Annotated in this window: 25 protein-coding genes and 1 tRNA gene; 20 read left to right on the top strand and 6 right to left on the bottom strand. The window is 67.0% G+C overall.

Annotated elements, in window-relative coordinates; all coding sequences use genetic code 11:
- The first annotated feature begins 205 nt into the window (after positions 1-205).
- From rbfA to C1933_RS13550, 5 genes are all read left to right on the top strand, one after another.
- A complete protein-coding gene (gene rbfA / locus C1933_RS13570) occupies positions 206-589 on the top strand; it encodes a 30S ribosome-binding factor RbfA (protein WP_108750209.1) in 384 nt (127 codons plus the stop codon).
- Positions 590-696: 107 nt separating this feature from the next.
- Complete coding sequence (gene truB, locus C1933_RS13565) at positions 697-1,605, top strand: tRNA pseudouridine(55) synthase TruB (protein WP_108753685.1); 909 nt, start codon at positions 697-699, stop codon at positions 1,603-1,605.
- Positions 1,606-1,778: 173 nt separating this feature from the next.
- Positions 1,779-2,039: a 30S ribosomal protein S15 gene (gene rpsO / locus C1933_RS13560; protein ID WP_005410445.1), complete on the top strand. Its 261-nt coding sequence runs from the start codon at positions 1,779-1,781 to the stop codon at positions 2,037-2,039.
- A 150-nt stretch (positions 2,040-2,189) separates the two neighbouring features.
- Positions 2,190-4,298, top strand: coding sequence for a polyribonucleotide nucleotidyltransferase (pnp, locus tag C1933_RS13555; RefSeq protein ID WP_108750207.1), 2,109 nt, complete (start codon positions 2,190-2,192; stop codon positions 4,296-4,298).
- A 179-nt stretch (positions 4,299-4,477) separates the two neighbouring features.
- Positions 4,478-6,046 (top strand): winged helix-turn-helix transcriptional regulator, encoded by a 1,569-nt coding sequence (locus tag C1933_RS13550; protein WP_108753684.1) that lies wholly within the window; start codon positions 4,478-4,480, stop codon positions 6,044-6,046.
- Here the strand turns inward: C1933_RS13550 and C1933_RS13545 are convergent.
- Positions 6,015-7,067 (bottom strand): serine hydrolase, encoded by a 1,053-nt coding sequence (locus C1933_RS13545; RefSeq protein ID WP_108753683.1) that lies wholly within the window; start codon positions 7,065-7,067, stop codon positions 6,015-6,017. The genes C1933_RS13550 and C1933_RS13545 overlap by 32 nt on opposite strands.
- Before the next feature lie 169 nt (positions 7,068-7,236).
- Positions 7,237-8,220, bottom strand: coding sequence for a hypothetical protein (locus tag C1933_RS13540; RefSeq protein ID WP_108754845.1), 984 nt, complete (start codon positions 8,218-8,220; stop codon positions 7,237-7,239).
- 199 nt (positions 8,221-8,419) lie between these two features.
- Here C1933_RS13540 and C1933_RS13535 point away from each other — a divergent pair, with 199 nt between their 5' ends.
- A complete protein-coding gene (locus C1933_RS13535) occupies positions 8,420-9,610 on the top strand; it encodes a glycoside hydrolase family 18 protein (protein ID WP_108753682.1) in 1,191 nt (396 codons plus the stop codon).
- Positions 9,611-9,829: 219 nt separating this feature from the next.
- Positions 9,830-10,222, top strand: coding sequence for a VOC family protein (locus C1933_RS13530; RefSeq protein ID WP_108753681.1), 393 nt, complete (start codon positions 9,830-9,832; stop codon positions 10,220-10,222).
- A gap of 179 nt (positions 10,223-10,401) precedes the next feature.
- Here C1933_RS13530 and C1933_RS13525 read toward each other — a convergent pair whose 3' ends face one another.
- Genes C1933_RS13525 through C1933_RS13515 form a run of 3 tightly spaced genes read right to left on the bottom strand, consistent with a single transcriptional unit; the run spans position 10,402 to position 12,531 of the window.
- Positions 10,402-11,961, bottom strand: coding sequence for a PepSY-associated TM helix domain-containing protein (locus C1933_RS13525; RefSeq protein WP_108753680.1), 1,560 nt, complete (start codon positions 11,959-11,961; stop codon positions 10,402-10,404).
- A 10-nt stretch (positions 11,962-11,971) separates the two neighbouring features.
- On the bottom strand, positions 11,972-12,235 hold the full coding sequence (locus C1933_RS13520; protein WP_108753679.1) for a hypothetical protein: 264 nt from the start codon (positions 12,233-12,235) through the stop codon (positions 11,972-11,974).
- Positions 12,235-12,531: a hypothetical protein gene (locus C1933_RS13515; RefSeq protein ID WP_108750199.1), complete on the bottom strand. Its 297-nt coding sequence runs from the start codon at positions 12,529-12,531 to the stop codon at positions 12,235-12,237. The genes C1933_RS13520 and C1933_RS13515 overlap by 1 nt, the downstream gene beginning before the upstream one ends.
- Positions 12,532-12,954: 423 nt before the next feature.
- Here C1933_RS13515 and thrS point away from each other — a divergent pair, with 423 nt between their 5' ends.
- The 12 genes from thrS to C1933_RS13455 all read left to right on the top strand — a co-directional run bounded on the left by thrS (position 12,955) and on the right by C1933_RS13455 (position 21,960).
- The gene (thrS, locus tag C1933_RS13510; protein ID WP_108750198.1) at positions 12,955-14,856 is read left to right on the top strand and encodes a threonine--tRNA ligase; all 1,902 of its coding nucleotides are present in this window, start codon (positions 12,955-12,957) and stop codon (positions 14,854-14,856) included.
- Positions 14,857-14,904: 48 nt separating this feature from the next.
- Positions 14,905-15,447: a translation initiation factor IF-3 gene (infC, locus tag C1933_RS13505; RefSeq protein WP_108750197.1), complete on the top strand. Its 543-nt coding sequence runs from the start codon at positions 14,905-14,907 to the stop codon at positions 15,445-15,447.
- A gap of 254 nt (positions 15,448-15,701) precedes the next feature.
- Entirely contained in the window at positions 15,702-15,899 is a 198-nt protein-coding gene (rpmI, locus tag C1933_RS13500) for a 50S ribosomal protein L35 (RefSeq protein WP_002811096.1), read from the top strand.
- 11 nt (positions 15,900-15,910) lie between these two features.
- A complete protein-coding gene (gene rplT, locus C1933_RS13495) occupies positions 15,911-16,270 on the top strand; it encodes a 50S ribosomal protein L20 (protein ID WP_005410435.1) in 360 nt (119 codons plus the stop codon).
- A gap of 196 nt (positions 16,271-16,466) precedes the next feature.
- A complete protein-coding gene (gene pheS / locus C1933_RS13490; protein ID WP_108753678.1) occupies positions 16,467-17,462 on the top strand; it encodes a phenylalanine--tRNA ligase subunit alpha in 996 nt (331 codons plus the stop codon).
- Between the two features lie 100 nt (positions 17,463-17,562).
- Positions 17,563-19,944, top strand: a complete 2,382-nt coding sequence (gene pheT, locus C1933_RS13485) for a phenylalanine--tRNA ligase subunit beta (RefSeq protein ID WP_108754844.1) — start codon at positions 17,563-17,565, stop codon at positions 19,942-19,944.
- A 27-nt stretch (positions 19,945-19,971) separates the two neighbouring features.
- On the top strand, positions 19,972-20,271 hold the full coding sequence (locus C1933_RS13480; RefSeq protein WP_108750195.1) for an integration host factor subunit alpha: 300 nt from the start codon (positions 19,972-19,974) through the stop codon (positions 20,269-20,271).
- Positions 20,252-20,608, top strand: coding sequence for a MerR family transcriptional regulator (locus C1933_RS13475; protein ID WP_005410431.1), 357 nt, complete (start codon positions 20,252-20,254; stop codon positions 20,606-20,608). The genes C1933_RS13480 and C1933_RS13475 overlap by 20 nt, the downstream gene beginning before the upstream one ends.
- A gap of 68 nt (positions 20,609-20,676) precedes the next feature.
- Positions 20,677-20,753 (top strand) — tRNA-Pro (locus tag C1933_RS13470).
- A gap of 120 nt (positions 20,754-20,873) precedes the next feature.
- A complete protein-coding gene (locus C1933_RS13465) occupies positions 20,874-21,074 on the top strand; it encodes a hypothetical protein (RefSeq protein ID WP_108753677.1) in 201 nt (66 codons plus the stop codon).
- Positions 21,071-21,415: a phosphotyrosine protein phosphatase gene (locus C1933_RS13460; RefSeq protein WP_108753676.1), complete on the top strand. Its 345-nt coding sequence runs from the start codon at positions 21,071-21,073 to the stop codon at positions 21,413-21,415. Before C1933_RS13465 ends, C1933_RS13460 begins: the two co-directional genes overlap by 4 nt.
- 185 nt (positions 21,416-21,600) lie before the next feature.
- Positions 21,601-21,960 (top strand): hypothetical protein, encoded by a 360-nt coding sequence (locus tag C1933_RS13455; protein ID WP_199911373.1) that lies wholly within the window; start codon positions 21,601-21,603, stop codon positions 21,958-21,960.
- A gap of 18 nt (positions 21,961-21,978) precedes the next feature.
- On the opposite strand, the gene C1933_RS13450 is transcribed toward C1933_RS13455, so the two are convergent.
- Positions 21,979-22,680 carry an aspartate/glutamate racemase family protein gene (locus C1933_RS13450; RefSeq protein WP_108753675.1) on the bottom strand — a complete coding sequence of 234 codons (702 nt, stop codon included), beginning with the start codon at positions 22,678-22,680 and terminating at the stop codon, positions 21,979-21,981.
- A gap of 150 nt (positions 22,681-22,830) precedes the next feature.
- On the opposite strand from C1933_RS13450, the gene C1933_RS13445 reads away from it, so the two are divergent.
- Positions 22,831-23,469, top strand: a complete 639-nt coding sequence (locus C1933_RS13445; protein WP_108753674.1) for a LysE family translocator — start codon at positions 22,831-22,833, stop codon at positions 23,467-23,469.
- Positions 23,470-23,493 lie beyond the last annotated feature (24 nt).

Raw genomic sequence — 23,493 nt, 5'->3', positions numbered from 1 at the left:
TCGGTCGGGTCACCGCCGTTGGTAGGGCCCGACCTTGGTCGGGTTACCATCCCTGGTAGGGCCCGACCTTGGTCGGGTCACCGCCCTGGTAGGGCCCGACCTTGGTCGGGTCTTCGCCCCTGGTAGGGCCCGACCTTGGTCGGGTTACCATCCCTGGTAGGGCCCGACCTTGGTCGGGTCACATTCACATCAAGAGCCTGACCGCGTGCCCAAAACCTTCCATCGAACCGACCGTGTCTCCGCCCAGCTGCGCCGTGAACTCGGCACCCTGGTGCACAACGCTGTGCGCGAGCACGGGTTGCCCTCGGTGAGCGTGTCCGACGTGGAAATCACCCGCGACATGGCCCATGCCAAGGTGTTCGTCACCGCGCTGATGCCGGAACGTTCGGCCGAAGCAGTGAAGGGCCTGCGCGAGCTGGGCTATCGCCTGCGCATGGACCTGGCCCGGGCGATGAAGCTGCGCCACGTGCCCGAACTGCATTTCCACTACGACGACTCGGTCGATCGTGGTGAGCACATCGACAACATCCTGCGCGACCTGCCCGATACGCTGGCCGCAGAGAAGCGTCGCAAGAGCGACGAAGAATAACCGCGCGACGCCGGGCATGCCCGGCGTTGTTGCATTCCAGCTGCGCGATGTCTGATGCAGACCGCGCTGCGGCAGTCGAGCATGGCTCGACTCTACGAAATGCTGTCATGACCCGAATTCAGTTCCGCCGCCTGGATGGCATCCTGCTGCTCGACAAGTCGACCGGCATGAGCTCCAACGCCGCCCTGCAGGTGGCGCGCCGCCTGTTCCGTGCCGAGAAGGGGGGCCACACCGGCAGCCTGGACCCGCTGGCCACCGGTTTGCTGCCGCTGTGCTTTGGCGAAGCGACCAAGATCGCCGGCCTGCTGCTGGGGTCTGCCAAGGCCTATGACGCCGAGATCGTGCTCGGCCAGACCACCGACACCGATGACGCCGAAGGCCAGGTGCTGCTGCAGCGCCCGGTGCCGGCCATCAGCGCCGACGCCCTGCAGGCCGCGCTGGCCCCGTTGACCGGCAGCATCCGCCAGCGCGCACCGATCTATTCGGCGCTGAAGCAGGGCGGCGAGCCGTTGTATGTGAAGGCCCGCCGCGGTGAAGCCATCGAGGCGCCGGAGCGCGAGGTCCAGGTGCACGCCATCGAGGTGCTGGAGCAGCAGGCCGAGCGCCTGCGCCTGCGCGTGACCTGCGGCTCGGGCACCTACATCCGCAGCCTGGCCCGTGACCTGGGCGAGGCATTGGGCTGCGGCGCGCATATCAGTGCGCTGCGCCGGCTCTGGGTCGAACCGTTCCGTGATCCGGTGATGGTGACCCTGGACCAGCTGCGCGCCATGGTCGAGGCCGGCGACGAGGCCGGCATGGAGGCGCTGCTGCTGCCGCTGGCGGCCGGCCTGGCCGAGTACCCCCGGGTCGAGCTGGATGCCGAACAGGCCCACCGCTTCTGTGTCGGGCAGCGCCAGCGCGATGCCGCCTGGCCCCCGGGCCTGGTGGCCGTATACGGGCCCGACGGCACCCCGCAGGGTCTGGGCCAGGTCGATGCCGGTGGCCTGCTGGCGCCGCAGCGCCGCTTCAACCTGTAACCGGTGCGGGGCGCATTCAGCCCCGGTCCTTGTTCCGCCGGGCCCCGACCGTTACAATTTCGCGGCCGTTTTCCGGCAGCCTGCTCCGGCAGGTTTCATCCTCGTAGTCCACGGCGAGCCTGGCGGTGCGCGAAGCGCGTTCCTGCCGGCCACGCATCACAGAGAAAAAAGAAATGTCGATCGACACCCAGAAGGTCATTGAAGACAACAAGCGCAGCTCGGCTGACACCGGCTCCCCGGAAGTGCAGGTCGCCCTGCTGACCGCCCGCATCGAGCTGCTGACCGGCCACTTCAAGACCCACAAGAAGGACCACCACAGCCGCCGCGGCCTGCTGCAGATGGTCAACCGCCGTCGCAGCCTGCTCGACTACCTGAAGAAGAAGGACGTCGAGCGTTACAAGGCCCTGATTGAAAAGCTTGGCCTGCGTCGCTAAGCAACGAATCCCCCGCGGCGCAGCGATGCGCCGCGGTTTTGTTTTGTAGCACCGCAATCCCCGATTCAGGCCGGAACGATCCGGCCACCCGCAGGCGGCAAGGGTCGCCGACGGTCCAATTCGCAGACAGCATCCCCAAGGACACCCTCCGTGGCAAAAATCACCAAAACCTTCCAGTACGGCAAGCACACCGTCACGCTTGAGACCGGCGAAGTCGCCCGCCAGGCAAGCGGCGCCGTCATCGTCAAGATGGACGACACCGTACTGCTGGTCACCGCCGTCGCCGCCAAGAGCGCGCGCGAAGGCCAGGACTTCTTCCCGCTGACCGTCGATTATCAGGAAAAGTTCTACGCCGGCGGCCGTATCCCGGGTGGTTTCTTCAAGCGTGAAGGCCGTGCGACCGAGAAGGAAACCCTGATCTCGCGCCTGATCGACCGTCCGATCCGCCCGCTTTTCCCGGAAGACTACAAGAACGAAGTGCAGATCATCGCCACGGTCATGTCGCTGAACCCGGACGTGGACGGCGACATCCCGGCCCTGATCGGCGCCTCGGCTGCCCTGGCCCTGGCCGGCACCCCGTTCATGGGTCCGATCGGCGCTGCCAAGGTCGGTTACAAGAACGGCGAGTACATCCTGAACCCGACCGTCAGCGAACTGGCTGACTCGCAGCTGGAACTGGTCGTCGCCGGTACCTCCAACGCCGTGCTGATGGTTGAATCCGAAGCCGCGCTGCTGTCCGAAGAAGTGATGCTGGGCGCCGTGACCTTCGGTCACCGCGAAATGCAGAAGGTCATCAACGCGATCAACGAGCTGACCGTCGAAGCCGGCACCAAGCCGTCGACCTGGGAAGCCCCGGCCAAGAACGACGTGCTGATCGGCGCCCTGAAGGAAGCCATCGGCCCGCGCCTGGGCGAAGCCTTCCAGGTGCGCGACAAGCTGCAGCGCCGCGACGCCATCTCGGCGATCAAGAAGGACGTGGTCGAAAGCCTGGCTGGCCGCGTGGCCGCCGAGGGCTGGAACCCGGCCGAGCTGTCGAAGGAATTCGGCGAGCTGGAATACCGCACCATGCGTGACTCGGTGCTGGACACCAAGGTCCGCATCGACGGCCGTGCGCTGGACACCGTCCGCCCGATCGCCGTGAAGACCGGCGTGCTGCCGCGTACCCACGGTTCCTCGCTGTTCACCCGCGGCGAAACCCAGGCCATCGTGACCATCACCCTGGGCACCGCCCGTGACGGCCAGGTCATCGACGCCGTTGCCGGTGAGTACAAGGAAAACTTCCTGTTCCACTACAACTTCCCTCCGTTCTCGGTGGGTGAGTGCGGCCGCATGATGGGCCCGAAGCGCCGCGAAATCGGCCACGGTCGCCTGGCCAAGCGCGGCGTGCTGGCTGTCATGCCGTCGCTGGAAGCCTTCCCGTACACCATCCGCGTCGTCTCGGAAATCACCGAGTCGAACGGTTCCTCGTCGATGGCCTCGGTCTGCGGCTCGTCGCTGGCCCTGATGGACGCCGGCGTGCCGGTGAAGGCCCCGGTGGCCGGTATCGCCATGGGCCTGGTCAAGGAAGGCGATCGCTTCGTCGTCCTGTCCGACATCCTGGGTGACGAAGATCACCTGGGTGACATGGACTTCAAGGTGGCCGGTACCGCTGAGGGCATCTCCGCCCTGCAGATGGACATCAAGATCGAAGGCATCACCGAAGAGATCATGAAGCAGGCTCTGCAGCAGGCCAAGGCTGGCCGTCTGCACATCCTGGGTGAAATGGCCCACGGCCTGACCGCTCCGCGCGAAGAGCTGTCGGACTACGCGCCGCGTCTGCTGACCATCAAGATCCACCCGGACAAGATCCGCGAAGTGATCGGCAAGGGTGGTTCGACCATCCAGGCCATCACCAAGGAAACCGGCACCCAGATCGACATCCAGGACGACGGCACCATCGTCATCGCCTCGGTCAATGCCATCGCTGCCCAGGCCGCCAAGGCCCGCATCGAGCAGATCACCTCGGACGTCGAGCCGGGCCGCATCTACGAAGGCAAGGTCGCCAAGATCATGGACTTCGGTGCGTTCGTCACCATCCTGCCGGGCAAGGACGGTCTGGTCCACGTGTCGCAGATCTCCAGCGATCGCGTCGAGAAGGTCGGCGACGTGCTGAAGGAAGGCGATGTGGTCAAGGTCAAGGTGCTGGAAGTCGACAAGCAGGGCCGTATCCGCCTGTCGATGAAGGCCGTGGAAGAAGGCGAAGGCGCCAGCGCCGAGTAATCGACCTCCGGTCGATGACGGTAGGTGTCAACCGTGGTTGACACCACACCGCCGCCACCCCGGTAGGTGTCAACCTTGGTTGACACCCCACCGCTGGCATCGCAATCATGAAAAAGCGGGCTTCGGCCCGCTTTTTCTTTGCCTGCGCTCCGCCCCGGTCTTGCCGCTATGCTGCGCCCATGGACAGCCTGCGCCTGCTCGACCTGGAGATCGATCGCCCGTCGCAACGGGTCAGCCGCGACGGCGAGGTATTGCCCGTCAGCGGCCTGAGCTGGACCCTGTTGGACGTGCTGCTGGCCCACGGCACCGACGTCGTGGATTTCGACACCTTGGCCGCCCAGGTCTGGGCACCGGCCGTGGTGGGCGAAGACGCGATCAGCCAGCGGGTGAAGCTGCTCCGCCAGGCGCTCGGTGACGACGGCCGCAATCCCCGCTACATCCGCTCGGTGCGCGGGCGCGGCTACCAGCTGTGTGCACCGCCGCTGCCGGTCACTTCCCTCACGCCGCGCGCCCGCTGGCGCCGCTGGACCGCGCTGGTTACCTCGGCGGCCACGCTGCTGGCCGTCGCTTCAGGGCTGTTCTTCTGGTCACGGCCCGCGCCACCAGGCGCCGCGCAGTCGCTGCTGCAGCGTGCCGATTATTACGCCGGCATCGGCCAGGCCAGCAACAACGAACGGGCGATCAGCCTGTACCGGCAGGCCCTGCAGGCCGATCCGGAATCCGCGCCGGCCCGGCGCGGCCTGTCACGCGCTCTGTCCGCGCAGGGCTGCCTGTTCAATGGCAGTCCTGCGCAGATAAGGGAGGCGCTGGCATTGGCAGAGCAGGAGCGCCAGCGGGCGCCGCAAGAGGCCGCCACGCATGCGCTCTGGGGCTACGCGCAGGATTGCCTGGGTGACATGCGCCAGGCCATGGCCGGCTACCGCCACGCCATCGAACTGGACCCTGGCGACGAACGCAGCCGTGCGTCGCTGGCCTACCTGCAGCAGGAGCGCGGCGAGCTGGCCACCGCGCTGCGCCAGAACCTGTCGTTGAAGGCGCCCGAACGCGTGCGCTTCCGTGACGTACAGGTCGCGCGCGAACTGGAACTGCTCGGCTTCACCCAGGCGGCGGGGCAGCGTCACGCGCGCAACTTCCAGCTGTACCCGGACAATGTCTTTTCGAACATCGCCTGGCCGCGCAGCCTGTACCTGGCCGGCGCACCGCAGCAGGCGCGGCAGGCGCTGGACGAAGCCCTGGCACGTGGCACGCCGCACCCGCAGCTGCGCCGCCTGCAGGGGGAACTGGCCCTGTTGGCCGGTGACCCGGCAGCAGCGGCCCAGGCCTTCGAACTGGGCCGGCAACTGCGGCCGCAGCAGTCGCTCGGCCAGACCCTGGCGGCCCTGCATGGCGCGCAACCGGCGCAGGCGGCGTGGATCAGCCAGCGCCTGCAGCAGCTGGGTGACCAGGCAGGGGCAGGGGATGGCTGGCCCGATGCCGCCATCGAGCGGGCGTTGCTGCTGCAGGCCCTGGGCCAGACCGACCACGCCGTGGCGGCACTACAGCGGGCCGTCGACGACGGTTTCCGCGACGTGGCCTGGCTGCGTACCACGCCGCTGTTCGTGCCCCTGCGCGGCGCACCCGGTTGGCCGGCGCTGCTGCAGCGCCTGGATACCGACATCGCCCGCCAGCGCGCGCAGGTACTGGCCGCCGCCTGGCGGCCAGATGACCTGGCCAGCCTCAGTGCAGCGCCGGCAGCAGGAACTCGGTAAGGATGCGCCGCGATTGCGGGTGGGCGAAGCTGCGGTTGAACGCTTGGGTAGTGACTACCGCCACCGCGCGTTGTTCGGGCAGCACGAACACGTAGTTGCCGCCGTTGCCGGACATCGCCCACACCGTGCGCGGTGCACCCTGCGCGTCCAGTTTCAGGCCCCACCACTGGTAGCCGTAGTCGCTGCCATCGGAGGTGGTCGCCTGCGCCTGCACCATCGCCTCGATGTAGTCCTGTGGTACCAGCTGCTGGCCCTGCCAACGGCCCCGGTCCAGCACCAGCTGCCCAAGCCGGGCCAGATCGCGGCTGCGGTAGCGGGTCCCGCCGCCGCCCATGCCGATGCCTTCCGGCGAACGGTTCCAGTGGCGCTCGGTGATCCCCAGCGGGCGCTCGAGCGCGGTGGCGGCGAATTCGGCCAACGGCTGCCCGGTGGCCCGTTCGAGCACCGCGCCCAGCACGAAGGAATTGGCGGTGCAGTAGGCGAACGCGCGGCCATGCGGGCTGTCTTGGGGGCGCTGCATCCACGGCGCGAAGCCCTTCACCGGCAGGCCCAGGGCAAAGTCCAGCCAGCGTTCGCCCACGTACATGCGCTCCTCGTTGCCGGCCGAGAACGGATTCTCGTCGTCGCATTCCCACAGGCTGCTCATGGTCAGCAGGTCCTGCACGGTGGTGGCGCGCAGGCGGGGGTCAACGCTGTGGCTGGCGGTGTAGGCCGGGAAGTAGTCGTACACGCGGGCCTGCACGCCCGGAAGCCGGTGCTGGCCGATGGCCGCGCCGACCAGCAGTGCGGTCACGCTCTTGCTGGCCGAACGCACGTCATGCAGGGTCTGCGCGTCGGCACCGTTGAAGTAGCCCTCGTAGACCACCTTGCCATCGACCTGCAGCAGCACGCTGCGCACCTGCTTGAGCTCATCGCGGGCGATGGCCTGTTCCAGCGCCTTCAGGCGCGCCGTATCCAAGGGGGCTGCGGTGCAGGGCAGGGTGGTGCACAGCAGCAGGATGAGAAGGGTGATCGTGCGCATCGGCAAGGCTCCGCTGAAGGGAGCCCTGATTCGGCCAGAGCGCCGTCTGAAGTGCTGGAAATCCGCCTGAAGAATTCTGAAAGCCTGATGTGGCGGGCCTCTGCAGGTAGCGTCGAGCTTGCTCGACTGCTCTTGAGATTGCGCCAACAGTAGTCGAGCAAGCTCGACGCTACGCGTCCTCGCCCAGCCACCAGACCTGGCCCGGCGCGGGATCACTCAGCGGATGCTCGCGCTGTTCGATGACCTCCAGCACGCGCCCCGGCCCCGCCGCTGTCCACGTTGCCAGCAGCTTCTCCACCGCAGCCCGGCCCTGGGCGGCGATGCCTAGATCGCGCTCGCGCTTCCAGCTGCCGTCATCATCTGGCGTGGCCTCGTTGTCGTGCTGGTGCGGGGTGCCGTAACTGCAGCGGCGGCACAACCGGCGGATGTTGGCAGTCCAGTCCTCGACCATGCCGATGCCAGGCAGGGTCATCGCCTCCAGGGCGGCGACGTCATCGGCTGAATCGCAGTGCACGAACACGGTGAAGGTCGCCATGTCCGACCGCTGCAGGCGCTGCATGGCGTTGAACACCGGCACGTCCTGTCCGCCGTAGGTGCGATGGCCGGTCGATGCGCCGTCATGCAGCACGATGTCGCCGAAGCGGAAGCCGCTTTCGGGCAGTGGAACGTTGTCGATGCGTGCCCGCACCGGATCGATGCGCGTCATGTACACCACTTCGGCGTCCGACCAGGGCGCCAGGCGTACGCAGGCCACGCCGAAGTTGCCTTCGATCGGGCCTTCGCCTTCCGGCAGGGTGATGCCACAGCGGTTCCACTGCCGGCGTGCTTCGGCCCAGTCGCAGGCGCCGGTCGCGGCAATAGCGGCATTCCATGCAGTGGCTTCGTCAAACGCATCGCGCCGTTGTTCCGACTGCAGGTTGTCGCGCAGCGACGCGTGCCAGTCACGCAGGTATTTGTGGGCCAATCCGCGCATGTAGTGCAGATGGGGAATCTCGGGCGTCTGTTCGACGAGTTCGCCGAACAGGCTGGCTGCATCGCGCAGGTCGCCGTCGTCGAACGCTGCATAGGCACGCGCTTCCAGTGCCTGCAGCTTCTCCAGGGTTTCGTCGTCAAGCAGTTCGCCGTCCGTGGGGTGGTCTGCGGTCATGTCCATGCGCCGTTGAAATTCCAGCGCCACCATAGCGCAGACGGGTCGCATGCTGTCCTGCAGTGACCGGTTTTCTGCGCGGGCCGGCCCCGCCTCTGGCTGCTCGCGGCAACCCGCGCATGTCCAGCGGACGACATCAGCGGACATCCGCGCCGCAGCGCCAAGCGTTTGCTAACGTGGCTGCGTCATTGATCTGGAAGATCCCATGTTCCGCCAGTCCGTCGCCGTCCTTGCCGTGCTGATTGCCGGCGCACTGCCCACGGTTGCACGGGCCGCACCGGCACAGCCGCCCATTCTCGGTGCGTACTATCCCGGAGGCTCGGCCGAGCGCTACCCGGTGTCGCGCATTCCGGCCGAGCGCCTGACCCACCTGTTCTACGCGTTCGCCACCATCGAGGACGGGCGCTGCACGGTCGGCGCGGAAGCGCCGCAGAACTTCGCCGCGCTGGCCGAGCTGAAAAAAGCCCATCCGCACCTGCGCACGCTGATCTCGATCGGCGGCTGGGGTGCAGGCGGGTTCTCCGACGCGGCGCTGACCGCGGCCAGCCGCAAGCGCCTGGTCGATTCATGCATGGCGCTGTTCTTCGAACGCCATGCAGGCAGCTTCGATGGCGTGGACATCGACTGGGAATTCCCGGTCAGCGGTGGACCGAAGGAGCTGGCCCATCGCCCGCAGGATCGCGCCAATCTGACCCTGCTGGCGCAGGCCTTCCGCGTGGCGCTGGATGCGCGCGGCCGCAAGGCAGGGCAGCCGATGCTGCTGACCGCGGCGCTGGCCGCCGGTCGCCTGCAGACCGATGGGCCCTACGACCCGGCGGCGAGCTATGACCTGCCGGCGTTGGCCGCGGTGTTCGATTTCATCAACCTGATGAGCTATGACATGGGCACGGGCTTCTCGGCGGTGTCCACCTTCAATGCGCCGTTGCATGAAGTGCCGGCCGACCCGCTGGCACCGGAACTGCGGCGCTGGAACAACGTGGCCGGCGCGGTGCAGTACTACCGCGAACACGGCGTGCCGGCGCACAAGCTGGTGCTGGGCGTGCCGTTCTATGGGCGCGGCTTCAAGGTCACCGGCGATGCCGCCGACGGTCTGTACCAGGCCTACAGCGCACCGGTCGATGCCGGCGACTGGCGGGTGATCAAGGCGCGTTATCTGGACCAGCCCAGGTGGGCGAAGCACTGGCAGCCGCAGGCACAGAGCCCCTGGTTGTACAACGCCGAACAGAAGGTGTTCATCAGCTACGAAGACCCGCGTTCGATCGGCCTGCGCGCGCAGTTCGCGCGTGCGCAGGGCCTGGCCGGCGTGTTCATGTGGGAGCTGACCGGCGACGACGAACAGGCCAGCCTGCTCAATGCCATGCTGGCGCCGTGGCAGAAGGCCCGCGTCGGCGATTGAGCCGCCCAGGTATGTCGTCGGATGCGTGTGGGCTACGAACCCGCTGTTGTAGAGTCGAGCCATGCTCGACTGCCCTGGGCGCAGAGCAACACCAGTCGAGCATGGCTCGACTCTACCGGGGCGAGCCGTAGCGCGCCGGACCATGCCCGGCAGAATGGCGCAAGGCCAGCGGCCCAACCGCGCACATCGGGCCTGCGGCCGTCGCGCTAAGCTGCGGGCATGATCATCATCGACCGCCTCGACCATCTGGTCATTACCGTTGCCGATATCGAGCGCAGCTGCGATTTCTACCAGCGCGTGCTGGGCATGGACGTCGTGCGCTTCGGTGCCGGCCGCACCGCGCTGCAGTTCGGCCAGCAGAAGATCAATCTGCACCCTGCCAGTGCGCCACTGCAGCCACATGCCGCACACCCCATGCCGGGCAGTGCCGACCTCTGCCTGGTCACGCGTGCGGCAACGGCCGATGTACTGGCCCACCTGCAATCACAGGCCGTTGTCGTGGAGGAGGGGCCGGTTGCACGGACCGGCGCGCTGGGGCCGATCGAGTCGGTGTACTTCCGCGATCCGGACGGCAACCTGATCGAAGTCAGTCGTTATCCCGACGCCGGATGACCGGTAGCGCCGGGCCGCGCCCTCGGACCCGATATGCCGTGTAATGCGTGTGGGCCACAAACCCGCCGTTGTAGAGTCGAGCCATGCTCGACTGCCTTTCGCGCGGAGCAACAGCAGTCGAGCAAGCTCGACGCTACCGGGGCGAGGCATAGCGCGCCGGGCCATGCCCGACGGTTTCATCAATTCGCCCAGACGCTGTTGGGGTCGCCGCTGCGGGCGCGGCGTTGGCTGGCCACTGCCAACCGCGCAAAGCCGGCGGCCATGGCCAGGGCCACCACGTCGATCCAGAACAGCGGCCAGTGCCCACGCCCGGCGGCCAACCACAGCCAATCGCCGTTGAGCGCGCCATGCGCCACCGGTACCAGCGCGGTGCTGATCGCCGCGGCCCACAGCAGTTCACGCGCGGCCTGGGCCGGGCGACGCAGTGCCGCCCACAGTGCGCACGCCGCCCACGTGCCGAAGCAGGCCCAGCGGATACCGTGGTCCACGCTGGCCGGGGCCACCCGTTCCAGCACCAGCGCGGTGATGAAGGCGACCGAGATCGCCACGCACAGGCCGATGCACACGCCCACCGTCGCCCGCGCCATGTTCACCCCCGAACGCGGCTGCTCGACCTGGCGCCGCTTGCGCCGCGATTCGATCCACAGCAGGTTGCCCGAATAGAACAGGAAGGCGCCGCCCAGCCCCAGCAGGAAGTACAGCCAGACCACCACGCCATTGCCGAACTCGCCGAAGTGCAGGGCATAGGCCGCGCTCAGCGTGGCGTGGTTGGCATCGCGACGCCCGGGCAACTGGGTGGCCAGGACCTCGCCGCTGGCCACGTCCAGCGCGACCGAACCCAATGGGCCCAGCGTGCCGCTGGATTCGCCGGTGATCTCGATGGTGGCCCGGCTGTCGCCACCGTTGGCCAGCTTCAGGTATGCCGGTTCGAAATCGGTCACGCCCTGCGCGCGCGCGGCTTCCACGGCGCGCGCATGCAGCAGGCGCAGGCTGCCCGGTTCGGCCGGCACGCCGCTGGCCTCGCGCACTGGTGCGGTATCCATGGCCGCAGGCACGGCCTGCAGCGCCTTGCCGTCGTAGATCAGCGGATTGAGCAGGGCAATCTGGATGAACACCAGGCACAGCAGGGCGCCGGTCACCGCGAACATCAGATGGAAGGGCAGGCTGAGCACGCCGATCACGTTGTGCGCGTCCTGCCACATCTGCTTCAGGTTGCGGCCCGGCCGCAACGCGAACAGATCGCCCAGCAGCTTGGGCAGGTGGATGACCAGCCCGCTGAGCAGGGCCATGCCGTACAGCAGGCTGACGAAGCCCATCACGTACAGGCCGGCCACCGGCAGGCCCAGGCTGTAATGCAGCTCGTTCACCAGCTCGGCCAGGCCGGTCTGCGGCGGCGTGGCGCTGCCGCCGGTATGGCCCGGCCAGGCGTAGCGCCAGCTGCCATCGCCGGCCTGCCAGTAGGCCAGCGGCCGCGGGTGGTCGTCACCGGGGAAGGTCATGCCGACATGGCGCCGGGCCTCGGCGTGCTGGGCCAGCACGTCATCGAGCAGGTACTGCGCATCGTCCAGCCCGGCCGGCAGGGCCGAGGCGGCGCCCGGTGTCTGCCACAGCGGCAGATCGTGGTGGAACAGGGTCAGCGCGCCAGCGTAGAAGGCCACGAACAGGCCGAAGCCGGCCACCAGGCCGACCCAGGTATGCAGCGTGGTGAAGGTGCGCAGGGTCTGCGAACTGAATTTCATGCGGAAAGTCTCACTGCACCGCGCCGGTCAGACGCAGCAGCCACAGGGCAAGGAAGCCGGCGGCGGCGCACGCCGACAGGACCAGCCAGGCGCGGGTGGGCGAGCGGAAGCTGAAGGCCCACAACGCCGCCAGCATCCACAGGGGCACGAAGGCGATCAGGCCCGGAACCAGCGCGCTGGTCCACGGCCCGGGTGGCAGCCAGGTCAACAGGCCGGTGGCCGCGGCGGCCAGCAGGAATCCGGCCAGCAGGCCGGCGAAGGCGCGCATCCACATCAGCGCGGCTCCACGCCGGGCCGGTGCCAGGCGGCCAGCGCCGGCAGCAGCAGGGCGGTCAGCATCCACGCGCACAGCATTACCACCAGTCCGGTGGCGAAGCCCAGTTCGGCCATCCACAGCCACAGCGCGGCAGCGGCCGCCACCAGGCCGATCTGCCGGCCCAGGCGCCCGGCGCGGCGCAGGCGCGGCCAGCGGCAGTGCGGCGAGGCGGCATAGAAGGCCACGGCAGAGAACATCGACGCCAGCAGGCCGAGGCTGCAGAAGCCCAGGCTGGACAGAGCCACGGTAATCATCGGCGGTTCCCGTGCTGGCGCAGGACCGACAGCTGCGGGACACAGGCGGGGCCGGCGGCGGCCGGTCGAGGCGGGTGGCGCATCACGGGATCCTGGGCAAGCGGGGCGGGCGGGCATCGGCTGCGCCGACCGCACATGGTAATCATTGCTATTTCACCCCGCCAGCAGGTCCCATTCAGTCCTGCGCGCAGGCGCTTGGGCTTTGTCGTGCGCTGGTTTAAGATCAGTGCCTGACTCTCTGGAACAAGGTGGCCCGCGCCCGTGCGCCGGCCGAGCGTGCGACATGAGCACTACCACCGCCCATCGCTGATCTGCCCCCGAAGGCCCTGTTCCAGGCGCCCTCGTGGCGCTTTTTTATTGCCCGGGTGTCCGCCCGGGACTGCATTCCAGCCCGCAGCGCGGGCCCCGCACGAAGCCCTATCGATGATCAACATCACCCTTCCCGACGGCAGCCGCCGCGAATTCGAAAACCCCGTCAGCGTCATGGACGTCGCCCAGTCGATTGGCGCCGGCCTGGCCAAGGCCACCATCGCCGGTTCGGTCGATGGCGTGCTGGTCGATGCCAGCGACGTGATCGCCAAGGACGCCAGCCTGCGCATCATCACCGCCAAGGACGAGGAGGGCGTGGAAATCATCCGCCACTCCTGCGCCCACCTGGTTGGCCACGCGGTCAAGCAGCTGTACCCGGACGTGAAGATGGTGATCGGCCCGGTCATTGCCGAAGGCTTCTACTACGACATCTATTCCGAGCGCCCGTTCACGCCGGAAGACATGGCCGCCATCGAAAAGCGCATGGGTGAACTGATCGCCCAGGATTACGACGTCATCAAGAAGATGACCCCGCGCGCGGAAGTGATCGAGATCTTCAAGGCGCGTGGCGAGGACTACAAGCTGCGCCTGATCGAGGACATGTCCGACGACATCCAGGCCATGGGCATGTACTACCACCAGGAATACGTGGACATGTGCCGCGGTCCGCACGTGCCGAACACGCGGTTCCTGAAGGCCTTCAAGCTGACCCGCATTTCCGGCGCGTACTGGCGCGGCGATGCGCAGAACGAACAGCTGCAGCGCATCTACGGCACCGCCTGGGCCGACAAGAAGCAGCTCGAGGCCTACATCAAGCGCATCGAAGAAGCCGAAATGCGCGACCACCGCCGCATCGGCAAGCAGCAGGATCTGTTCCACCTGCAGGAAGAAGCGCCGGGCCTGGTGTTCTGGCACCCCAAGGGCTGGGCACTGTGGCAGGTGGTCGAGCAGTACATGCGCAAGGTCTACCGCAGCAGCGGCTACGGCGAAGTGCGCTGCCCGCAGATCCTGGACGTGAGCCTGTGGAAGAAGTCCGGCCACTGGGACAACTACCAGGACAACATGTTCTTCACCGAATCTGAGAAGCGCACCTACGCGGTCAAGCCGATGAACTGCCCGGGCCACGTGCAGGTGTTCAACCAGGGCCTGCACAGCTACCGCGACCTGCCGATCCGTTACGGTGAATTCGGTTCCTGCCACCGCAACGAGCCGTCCGGCGCGCTGCACGGCATCCTGCGCGTGCGTGGTTTCACCCAGGACGACGGCCATGTGTTCTGCACCGAAAGCCAGATCGAATCGGAAGTGACCGCGTTCCACCAGCAGGCGCTGGCGGTGTACCAGCACTTCGGCTTCGACGAGATCCAGATCAAGATCGCGCTGCGTCCGGAATCGCGCCTGGGCGACGACGCCACCTGGGACAAGGCCGAAGGCGCGCTGCGCTCGGCGCTGTCCAGCTGTGGCGTGGAATGGCAGGAGCTGCCGGGCGAGGGCGCCTTCTACGGCCCGAAGATCGAGTACCACCTGAAGGACGCCATCGGCCGCACCTGGCAGCTGGGCACCATGCAGGTCGATTTCATGATGCCCGGCCGCCTGGGCGCCGAGTACGTGGACGAGAACAGCCAGAAGAAGCACCCGGTCATGCTGCACCGGGCCATCGTCGGTTCGATGGAGCGCTTCCTGGGCATCCTGATCGAGCACCACGCCGGCCAGTTCCCGGCCTGGCTGGCGCCGACCCAGGTAGTGGTGGCCAATATCACCGATGCCCAAGCTGAATACGTCACGGGCGTGACCCAAACCCTTGCGGAGCAAGGCTTCCGCGTCAGCTCGGATTTGCGTAACGAGAAGATCGGCTATAAAATCCGCGAGCATACGTTGCAGCGCGTGCCTTACCTGCTGGTCATCGGTGACCGCGAGAAGGAAAATGGGGCTGTGGCGGTGCGTACGCGTTCTGGCGAAGACCTGGGCAGCATGAGTCTGCAGGCCTTCATCGAACGGCTGCAGGCCGAGGGCGCGTAAGCAAAGGTCCGGTCCGGGGGCATAGGCACCCGGGCCGGTTCGATACCCTTGGGAGAACGTAATATCAGCACCCCTGACAACAAACAGAACCGCAGGAATCAGGAAATCCGTGTGCCGCGCGTCCGCGTGATCGGCAGTGACGGAGAAATGATCGGCGTGTTGTCGCGCGACGAAGCGCTGTCCATGGCCGAAGATGAAGGCCTGGACCTGGTCGAAATCCAGCCGCAGGCCGATCCGCCGGTCTGCAAGATCATGGACTTCGGCAAGTTCAAGTTCGAAGCGCAGAAGAAGGCCAGCGAGGCCAAGAAGAAGACCAAGCAGGTCGAGATCAAGGAAGTGAAGTTCCGTCCGGTCACGGACGAGGGCGACTACCAGATCAAGCTGCGCAAGATGCGTGGTTTCCTTGAAGACGGTGACAAGATCAAGGTCAACATCCGTTTCCGTGGCCGTGAAATGAGCCACCAGGAACTGGGTCGTGAAATGGCCAACCGCATCGAGGCCGATCTGGGCGAGGACATCGTCATCGAAAGCCGTCCGCGTCTGGAAGGGCGCCAGATGGTGATGATGATCGCGCCGAAGAAGAAGACCTGAGGCCTGGCAGGCCGCCCTTCGGGGCGCCTGGCTGAATGGTTCAGGGTGAAGGGGCGCCATGGGCGCCCCTTTGCTTTTGCGGCAATGTACGGAAACGGTTGAAAGGGCTGGTGGCGGGGCGGATTTGCCTGTATCATGCCCGGCTCGACCCACCCAGGACGGGTCGTACGCCGATCATGGCAGGACGGAAAGAGTGGCAATGGCCACCGCCAGATCAGTCAGAAACCAGGGTCACCCCCATCAAGGACATTGCAATGCCCAAGATCAAGACCAACCGGGCAGCGGCCAAGCGTTTCCGCAAGACCGCCTCGGGCAAGTACAAGTGCGGCCACGCCAACCGTAGCCACATCCTCACGAAGAAAGCGACCAAGCGTAAGCGTAACCTGCGTCAGACGAACCACGTCCGTGCAGAAGACGCCGGCCGTCTGGATCGTATGCTCCCTTACCTCTGAGGAACTGAAAAATGGCACGAGTTAAGCGTGGCGTACAGGCGCGTCGCCGCCACAAGAAAATTCTGGATCTGGCCAAGGGCTATTACAACGCCCGTCGCAAGGTCTTCCGCGTTGCCAAGCAGGCCGTCATCAAGGCACAGCAGTACGCCTACATCGGCCGTAAGCAGAAGAAGCGCAACTTCCGTTCGCTGTGGATCACCCGTATCAATGCGGCTGCCCGCATCAACGGCCTGAGCTACAGCCGCTTCATGAACGGCCTGCTGAAGGCCGGCATCACCCTGGACCGCAAGGTCCTGGCTGACATCGCCGTGCACGACGCAGCCGGTTTTGCTGCGCTGGCCGAAAAGGCCAAGGGCGCACTGGCGGCATAAGTCCTTCCCGATGCCGTTTCCGTTCACGGTGAACGGTGTCAGGTAGAGGCAATGCATGGGGAAGGGCGCAAGTCCTTCCCCATTCTTTTTTGGGTTCCGGCAATGCCGCAGGCGCGCGTTGCGGGGACCGGCGGTGGCGACAGGGGTCGGCCCTTCGCGCATCGCGATGGCAGACCGACTGGAGTTCCGGCCCCCCATGAGCGACATCCAATCCCTCACCACCCAGGCGCTGGCCGACGTGGCCGCCGCACAGAGCCCCGACGTGCTGGAACAGCTGCGCGTGGCCCTGCTCGGCAAGAGCGGCAGCATCACCGCGCAGCTGAAGCAGCTGGGCACCCTGCCGGCCGACGAGCGCAAGGCCGCCGGTGAAGCCATCAACCAGGCCCGTGACGCGCTGTCCAGCGCGCTGGGCGAGCGCAAGGCCGTGCTGGAAAACGCCGCACTGGATGCGCGCCTGGCCGCCGAAGCCATCGACATCACCCTGCCGGGCCGCAACGGCGACCGTGCCGGCCTGCACCCGATCACCCGCACCTTGGAACGCATCACCGGCATTTTCGGCCGGCTGGGCTACGAGCTGTCCGAAGGGCCGGAAATCGAGGACGACTGGCACAACTTCGAAGCGCTGAACTTCCCGCCGCACCATCCGGCGCGCGCCATGCACGACACCTTCTACTTCGGTGATGGCCGCCTGCTGCGCACGCATACCTCCGGTGTGCAGGTGCGCTACATGGGCCAGCACCAGCCGCCGCTGCGCATGATCGCCGCCGGCAAGGTGTACCGCAGCGACAGCGACCAGACCCATTCGCCGATGTTCCACCAGGTGGAAGGCCTGCTGGTGGACGAGCATTCGAACTTCGCCGACCTGAAGGGCACCCTGGCCGAGTTCGTGCGCGCGTTCTTCGAGCGCGATTTCGAAATGCGCTTCCGCCCCAGCTACTTCCCGTTCGTGGAACCGGGCGCGGAAGTGGACATCGCCTGGCAGCAGCCCGACGGCAGCACCCGCTGGCTGGAAGTGCTGGGCTGCGGCATGGTGCACCCGAACGTGCTGCGCAACGTGGGCATCGATCCGGAACGCTACACCGGCTTCGCCTTCGGCCTGGGCGTGGAGCGCTTTGCGATGCTGCGCTATGGCGTGAACGACCTGCGCGCGTTCTTCGAAAACGACGTGCGGTTCCTGAAACAGTTCGCGTAAGCGCCGACCCGTAGAGTCGAGCTTGCTCGACTGTTCCTGAATCGACTGCTCCTAAATTCGCAGGCCCAGGCGCATGCGCCGGGCCCACCAGGGTGACACCATGAAATTCTCCGAAAACTGGCTGCGCAGCCACGTCCCGACCTCCGCCTCGCGCGATGAACTGAGCGCGGTGCTGACCGCCATCGGTCTGGAAGTGGAAGAGGTGAACGCGCTCGGCAACGGCCTGCAGCACGTGGTCGTGGCACGCATCGTCGAGGCCGTGCGCCATCCCGAAGCCGATCGCCTGCAGGTGTGCAAGGTCGATGCGGGGCAGGGCGAGCTGCTGCAGATCGTCTGCGGTGCGCCCAACGCGCGCCCGGGCCTGGTCGCGCCGTTGGCCATGGTCGGCGCGCAGATCGGTGACCTGAAGATCAAGCCGGCCAAGCTGCGCGGCGTGGAATCCAACGGCATGCTGTGCTCGGCCAAGGAACTGGGCCTGGACAACGATGCCTCGGGCCTGCTGGAACTGCCCGATGACGCGCCGATCGGCCAGGCCCTGGTCGAGTACCTGGGTCTGCCCGACGCCAGCATCGAGATCAAGCTGACCCCCAACCGCGCCGACTGCTTCAGCGTGCGCGGCATCGCCTACGACGTGGCCGCCGCCACCCGCAGCGAAGTGCTGGCGTTCGCCGCCGAGGCGATTGCCCCGGTTGGCAGCCGCGAACTTGCCATCACCCTTGATGCCGGCGCCGAAGCGCCGCGCTACCTGGGCCGCGTGATCGAAGGCGTGAATGCCGCCGCCAAGACCCCGCTGTGGATGGCCGAGCGCCTGCGCCGCAGCGGCGTGCGCCCGGTGTCGCTGCTGGTCGACATCACCCAGTACGTGATGCTGGAACTGGGCCAGCCGATGCACGCCTACGACCTGGGCACCCTGCAGGGCAGCATCGGCGTGCGCCGTTCGCGCGCCAATGAAACCATCAAGCTGCTCGACGGCCGCGACGCGGTGCTGGACGACAGCTTCCTGGTGGTGACCGATGCCGACCGCGCGGTCGGCCTGGCCGGGCTGATGGGCGGCTTCGACACCCGCGTGACCGACGACACCACGGCCGTGTTCCTGGAGGCCGCGCACTTCGCCCCGGCCGCCATCATGGGCCGCGGCCGCAAGCTGGGCCTGCACACCGATGCCGGCCACCGTTTCGAACGCGGCGTGGACCCGGCACTGCCGCGCACCGCCATCGAGTACGCCACCCGTCTGGTGCTGGATCTGGCCGGCGGTACCCCGGCACCGGTCACCGAGGCGGTCAATCAGGCGGACCTGCCGCAGGCGGCAACGATCACCCTGCGCCGCGCGCGCATTACCCGCGTGCTGGGCATCACCATTGAAGACGCCGAAGTCGAGCGCATCCTGCGCGCGCTGGGCATGGGCGTGACCGCGGCCGGCGACGGCTGGCAGGTGACCGCGCCGAGCCGCCGCTTCGACATCGCCATCGAAGAAGACCTGATCGAGGAACTGGCCCGTATCCACGGTTACGAGCAGATTCCGACCACCCTGCCGGGCGGTGCGGCACGCGTGGCGATGCCGACCGAGACCCAGCTGGACGTGCTGAGCGTGCGCCGCCAGCTGATCGCCCGCGACCTGCAGGAAACCCTGAATTTCGCCTTCGTCGACGATGCCCTGCTGACCCAATGGCAGCTGCGCGACCACCTGGTGCCGCTGGCCAATCCGCTGTCGGCCGAGCTGGCGGTGATGCGCCCGGCGCTGCTGCCGGGCCTGGTCGCCACCCTGGGCCGCAATGCTGCCCGTCAGCTGGCGCGCGTGCGCCTGTTCGAGGTCGGCCGGGTGTTCGCCCAGCAGGACGGCGAAGGCCGGCCGGCACCGCTGGAAACCCCGCGCGTGGCCGGCGCCGTGTGCGGCGATGCGCAGGCCGTGCAGTGGGGCCTGCCGACCCGCAAGGTCGACTTCCATGATCTGAAGGGCGACCTGGAATCGCTGGCGGCCGCCAGCGGCGCGGTGCTCGAATTCCGCCCGTCGCAGCGCCCGTTCGGCCATCCGGCCCGTTCGGCCGAGATCCATCGCGACGGCGTGGCGATCGGCTGGATCGGCCAGATCCACCCGCGCCTGGCCAAGGCCATGGACATCGAAGTGGATGTCTATGCGTTCGAGCTGGACCTGGAGCCGCTCAGTGTCCGTGCACTGCCGCGTGCCGGCGAGCTGTCGCGCTTCCCGGCAGTGCGTCGCGACCTGGCGTTCCTGGTGCCTGAACAGGTGGCCTGGAGCGACCTGGCCGCCACCATCCGCCAGGCCGCCGGGCCGCTGCTGCGCGAGCTGAACCTGTTCGACCGTTACGTCGGGCAGGGGGTCGAGCCGGGGTTCAAGAGTCTCGCTATGGGCTTGATTTTGCAGGACAAGTCGCGCACTCTGACGGACCGCGACGTGGAAGCGGTGGTGGCCGAGGCGGTCACTGCCATCGAGCGTGAACATCACGCCCGGATCCGCGGCTGAGCGGGCAGCACTCGGGGGTAGCAGGCAATGGCATTGACCAAGGCGGAGATGGCGGAAAAGCTGTTCGACGAAGTCGGTCTGAACAAGCGGGAAGCCAAGGAATTCGTCGACGCGTTTTTCGATGTGCTGCGTGAAGCATTGGAACAGGGACGTCAGGTGAAGCTGTCGGGCTTCGGTAATTTCGATCTGCGGCGCAAGAGCCAGCGCCCAGGTCGCAACCCCAAGACCGGCGAGGAAATTCCCATTTCCGCCCGTACGGTGGTCACCTTCCGTCCGGGCCAGAAGCTCAAGGAGAGGGTGGAAGCTTATGCTGGATCCGGGCAGTAACCGCGAACTTCCGCCGATCCCGGCCAAGCGCTACTTCACCATTGGTGAAGTAAGCGAGCTGTGCGACGTCAAGCCGCACGTGCTGCGCTACTGGGAAACCGAATTTCCCAGCCTTGAGCCGGCCAAGCGCCGTGGCAACCGCCGCTACTACCAGCGCCATGACGTGCTGATGGTGCGGCAGATCCGCAGCCTGCTGTACGAACAGGGCTACACCATCGGCGGCGCGCGCCTGCGCCTGGACGGTCCGGATGCGCGCGAGGAATCGGCGCTGAGCAACCAGATCATCAAGCAGGTGCGGATGGAACTGGAAGAAGTGCTGCAACTGCTGCGACGCTGAACCTTTTTTCCAAGTAATCCGCTATACTTCACGGCCCGCCACACAGGCGGGCACATTGCAGCATCAGTCGGGGCGTAGCGCAGCCTGGTAGCGCATCTGCCTGGGGGGCAGAGGGTCGTCGGTTCGAATCCGGCCGTCCCGACCATTACTGCAATGAACCGAAAAGCCCGCGCATCACAGCGTGGGCTTTTTTGTTGCGCCGGTGTATGCTGCGCGCCACTCGTATCACCGCGGCTGCTGACCCCGGTCCTTACGAGAACACTGCATGTACCACCACCGAAACCGCGCCTGGCGTCGTGCCACGGCGCGCCTGCATGGCGGCGATCGCGCAACGCGCGTGGCGCTGATCAAGCCCGAAAAGAACTGGAAGCTGATGTACCTGCGCAGCGCAAAGCTGGCGCGTGCACGGCAACTGGGCTTCGTCTATCCCATCCAGAGCGTGCGCCAGCAGCTGGAGCAGCCATGATCAACCTGCTCTTCGTCTGCAGCCGCAACCAGTTGCGCAGCCCCACCGCCGAAGCCATCTGGCGACGGCGGCCGGGCTTCAATGCGCGCTCGGCCGGCACCAGCCCGCATGCACGGCGGCCCATCAGCGTGCAGGATCTGCGCTGGGCCGATGTGATCTTCGTGATGGAAGCCAAGCACCAGCATCGCCTGCAGGCGCAGTTCGCGCGTCTGCTGCTGCACACGCCGCTGCACTGCCTGGATATTCCCGACGATTACGCCTGCATGGACCCGGCGTTGATGGCGCTGCTGGAAACGCGCGTGGGCGCGTGCCTGGCCCAGCGGGCAGGCCAACGCGCGTAACCGCCTGCCGTTCAGCGTGCAGACCCATACGCCCGGGTACTTCCCGTATCATCATCCGCAGATCCGATCGCATCGGTCTTCCTTCGCGTTCTTCGCCGCGCCAGCGGGCTGGAGCTTCCAGCCCCGGGTTGCGGCGTAGTGGCGTGCAGGCGGTGTGCGGACCACGACGACCACAGGGGGTTGCGTTGATCAGCAGTATCGTCATTCATCGCTCGGCCGGCGAAGGCACGGCCGGCGTGCAGGTCCTGGACACCACGTTCAAGGGCAAACGCGTGTTCGTGTCCTGGGGCCTGCGCGGCGTCGAGCTGAGCCGCGAGGCAGAGCCGGCCGACACCGTGGCCGCGCGCCGGGCACTGCAGCACCTGTCGCGGCAGGTGGAAGGCCCGCGCAGTGGCGAAGTGTTCATTGCCAGCCAGTCCGGCGTGGCCATCAGCGTGTACCGCTTGTTGACCGAAGCGCGCAGCGGCGATGCGCTGTTCTTCCTGTGCGATTCGCCCGCCGTGGTGGAGTGGCTGGAAACGGCGCTGGAAATCCAGGCGCCGTAGCGTCGAGCTCGCTCGACGCTACAAAGCGTCGGCCAGCGCGGCGTCCACCGCGGCTCGGGCGTGCAGGGTGGTGGTATCGAACAGCGGTACCGGGCTGTCCTGTTCCCGTACCAGCAACATGATCTCGGTGCATCCCAGGATGATGGCTTCGGCGCCGCGCGCCACCAGGCGTGCGATCACGTCCACATAGCGCTGCCGCGAGGCTTCACTCACCACGCCGGCAATCAGCTCGCGGTAGATGATGTCGTGCACGTCGCGGCGGTCGTCGGCGTCAGGCACCAGTACCTGCAGCCCGAAGCGCTCGCTCAGGCGCTTGCGGTAGAAGTCTTCTTCCATGGTGAAGGCGGTGCCGAGCAGGCCGACCGTGCGCAGGTCGGCGCGTAGGATGGCGTTGGCGGTCGGATCGGCGATATGCAGCAGCGGCAGCGGGCAGGCCGCTTCCAGTTGTGGGGCCAGCTTGTGCATGGTGTTGGTGCAGACCACCAGCAGGTCGGCGCCCCCTGCCTGCAGCCGGCGGGCGGCATCGATCATCTCTGCGCCCAGCGCGTCCCAGTCGCCGTCGTGCTGCAGCTGTTTGATGCGGGCAAAATCCACCGACCACAGCAGCAGCTGTGCCGAGTGCGCGCCGCCCAGCCGCTGGCGGACATCCTCGTTGATGAGGCGGTAGTACTGCGCCGAGCTTTCCCAGCTCATGCCGCCAATCAGGCCCAAGGTCTTCATGCGTGTCTCCGTGCTGGAAGCCGCATTGCAGCACAGACCGGCCCTCGCATGTCGGCTGCCTTCTGTAACCGTCGATCAGGCTCCGGGCTGTACGTACTGCCGCGCGTCGCCAACCCTTAAGCTGGTGGGCTTCCCGCGTCGAGAACAGCAATGGCCCTGCAAACCTGGTGGTGGTTCCTGGCCACCGTGTTCGTGCTGTGTGGCACCCCCGGACCGAACATGCTGCATATCCTCGGCCGCAGTGTCGGGCTGGGCTTCCGCCGCAGCGTGCCGGCCATGGCCGGTTGCCTGTTGGCCATGCTGCTGGTGCTGGCTGCGTCGGCAGCGGGTCTGAGTGCGGTGCTGCGCTCATCGCCGCTGGTGTTCGACGTGCTGCGTTACCTGGGCGTGGCCTACCTGGCCTGGCTGGGCATCAAGGCCTGGCGTGACAGCCGGCACGTGAATGCCGAAAGCACCGGCGACGCACCGCTGCCGGCGCCCGTGCACGGCCACGCCGCGGTGTTCCGCGGCGGCCTGCTGGTGGGCCTGAGCAATCCCAAGCTGCTGCTGTTCGCCGCAGCATTCCTGCCGCAGTTCATCGATCCGGCACGTGCGCAGGGCATGCAGTACGCGGTGCTGGTGGCCACTTTCGCCGGCTGCGAACTGTTCTGGTATGTGATGTACGCCGCCGGTGGCCATGGTTTGCGGCGCTGGCTGGCCAAGCCGTTCGCGCAGCGCTGGTTCGAGCGCCTGGTAGGCACGGTGTTCCTGGCGTTCGCCGTGGCCCTGCTGCGTTTCCGGCCGCGCTGAGAGAACGCGATTTCACGCTGCAGG

Origin of the sequence: Stenotrophomonas sp. ZAC14D2_NAIMI4_6, from assembly GCF_003086875.1 — a bacterium.
Taxonomy (GTDB): Bacteria; Pseudomonadota; Gammaproteobacteria; order Xanthomonadales; family Xanthomonadaceae; genus Stenotrophomonas.
This window is presented reverse-complemented; position numbering and strand designations above follow the sequence as displayed.

Bases quoted from the DNA above. Each gene is read 5' to 3' on its own strand.
- pheS (WP_108753678.1), top strand. From the start codon at position 16,467: ATGAGCGACATCCAATCCCTCACCACCCAGGCGCTGGCCGACGTGGCC.
- thrS (WP_108750198.1), top strand. From the start codon at position 12,955: ATGATCAACATCACCCTTCCCGACGGCAGCCGCCGCGAATTCGAAAAC.
- C1933_RS13480 (WP_108750195.1), top strand. From the start codon at position 19,972: ATGGCATTGACCAAGGCGGAGATGGCGGAAAAGCTGTTCGACGAAGTC.
- C1933_RS13515 (WP_108750199.1), bottom strand. From the start codon at position 12,531: ATGATTACCGTGGCTCTGTCCAGCCTGGGCTTCTGCAGCCTCGGCCTG.
- C1933_RS13460 (WP_108753676.1), top strand. From the start codon at position 21,071: ATGATCAACCTGCTCTTCGTCTGCAGCCGCAACCAGTTGCGCAGCCCC.
- C1933_RS13465 (WP_108753677.1), top strand. From the start codon at position 20,874: ATGTACCACCACCGAAACCGCGCCTGGCGTCGTGCCACGGCGCGCCTG.
- C1933_RS13475 (WP_005410431.1), top strand. From the start codon at position 20,252: ATGCTGGATCCGGGCAGTAACCGCGAACTTCCGCCGATCCCGGCCAAG.
- C1933_RS13445 (WP_108753674.1), top strand. From the start codon at position 22,831: ATGGCCCTGCAAACCTGGTGGTGGTTCCTGGCCACCGTGTTCGTGCTG.
- C1933_RS13550 (WP_108753684.1), top strand. From the start codon at position 4,478: ATGGACAGCCTGCGCCTGCTCGACCTGGAGATCGATCGCCCGTCGCAA.
- rpmI (WP_002811096.1), top strand. From the start codon at position 15,702: ATGCCCAAGATCAAGACCAACCGGGCAGCGGCCAAGCGTTTCCGCAAG.
- rpsO (WP_005410445.1), top strand. From the start codon at position 1,779: ATGTCGATCGACACCCAGAAGGTCATTGAAGACAACAAGCGCAGCTCG.
- C1933_RS13530 (WP_108753681.1), top strand. From the start codon at position 9,830: ATGATCATCATCGACCGCCTCGACCATCTGGTCATTACCGTTGCCGAT.
- C1933_RS13540 (WP_108754845.1), bottom strand. From the start codon at position 8,220: ATGGACATGACCGCAGACCACCCCACGGACGGCGAACTGCTTGACGAC.
- rplT (WP_005410435.1), top strand. From the start codon at position 15,911: ATGGCACGAGTTAAGCGTGGCGTACAGGCGCGTCGCCGCCACAAGAAA.
- C1933_RS13545 (WP_108753683.1), bottom strand. From the start codon at position 7,067: ATGCGCACGATCACCCTTCTCATCCTGCTGCTGTGCACCACCCTGCCC.
- C1933_RS13525 (WP_108753680.1), bottom strand. From the start codon at position 11,961: ATGAAATTCAGTTCGCAGACCCTGCGCACCTTCACCACGCTGCATACC.
- C1933_RS13450 (WP_108753675.1), bottom strand. From the start codon at position 22,680: ATGAAGACCTTGGGCCTGATTGGCGGCATGAGCTGGGAAAGCTCGGCG.
- truB (WP_108753685.1), top strand. From the start codon at position 697: ATGACCCGAATTCAGTTCCGCCGCCTGGATGGCATCCTGCTGCTCGAC.
- pheT (WP_108754844.1), top strand. From the start codon at position 17,563: ATGAAATTCTCCGAAAACTGGCTGCGCAGCCACGTCCCGACCTCCGCC.
- C1933_RS13535 (WP_108753682.1), top strand. From the start codon at position 8,420: ATGTTCCGCCAGTCCGTCGCCGTCCTTGCCGTGCTGATTGCCGGCGCA.
- C1933_RS13520 (WP_108753679.1), bottom strand. From the start codon at position 12,235: ATGTGGATGCGCGCCTTCGCCGGCCTGCTGGCCGGATTCCTGCTGGCC.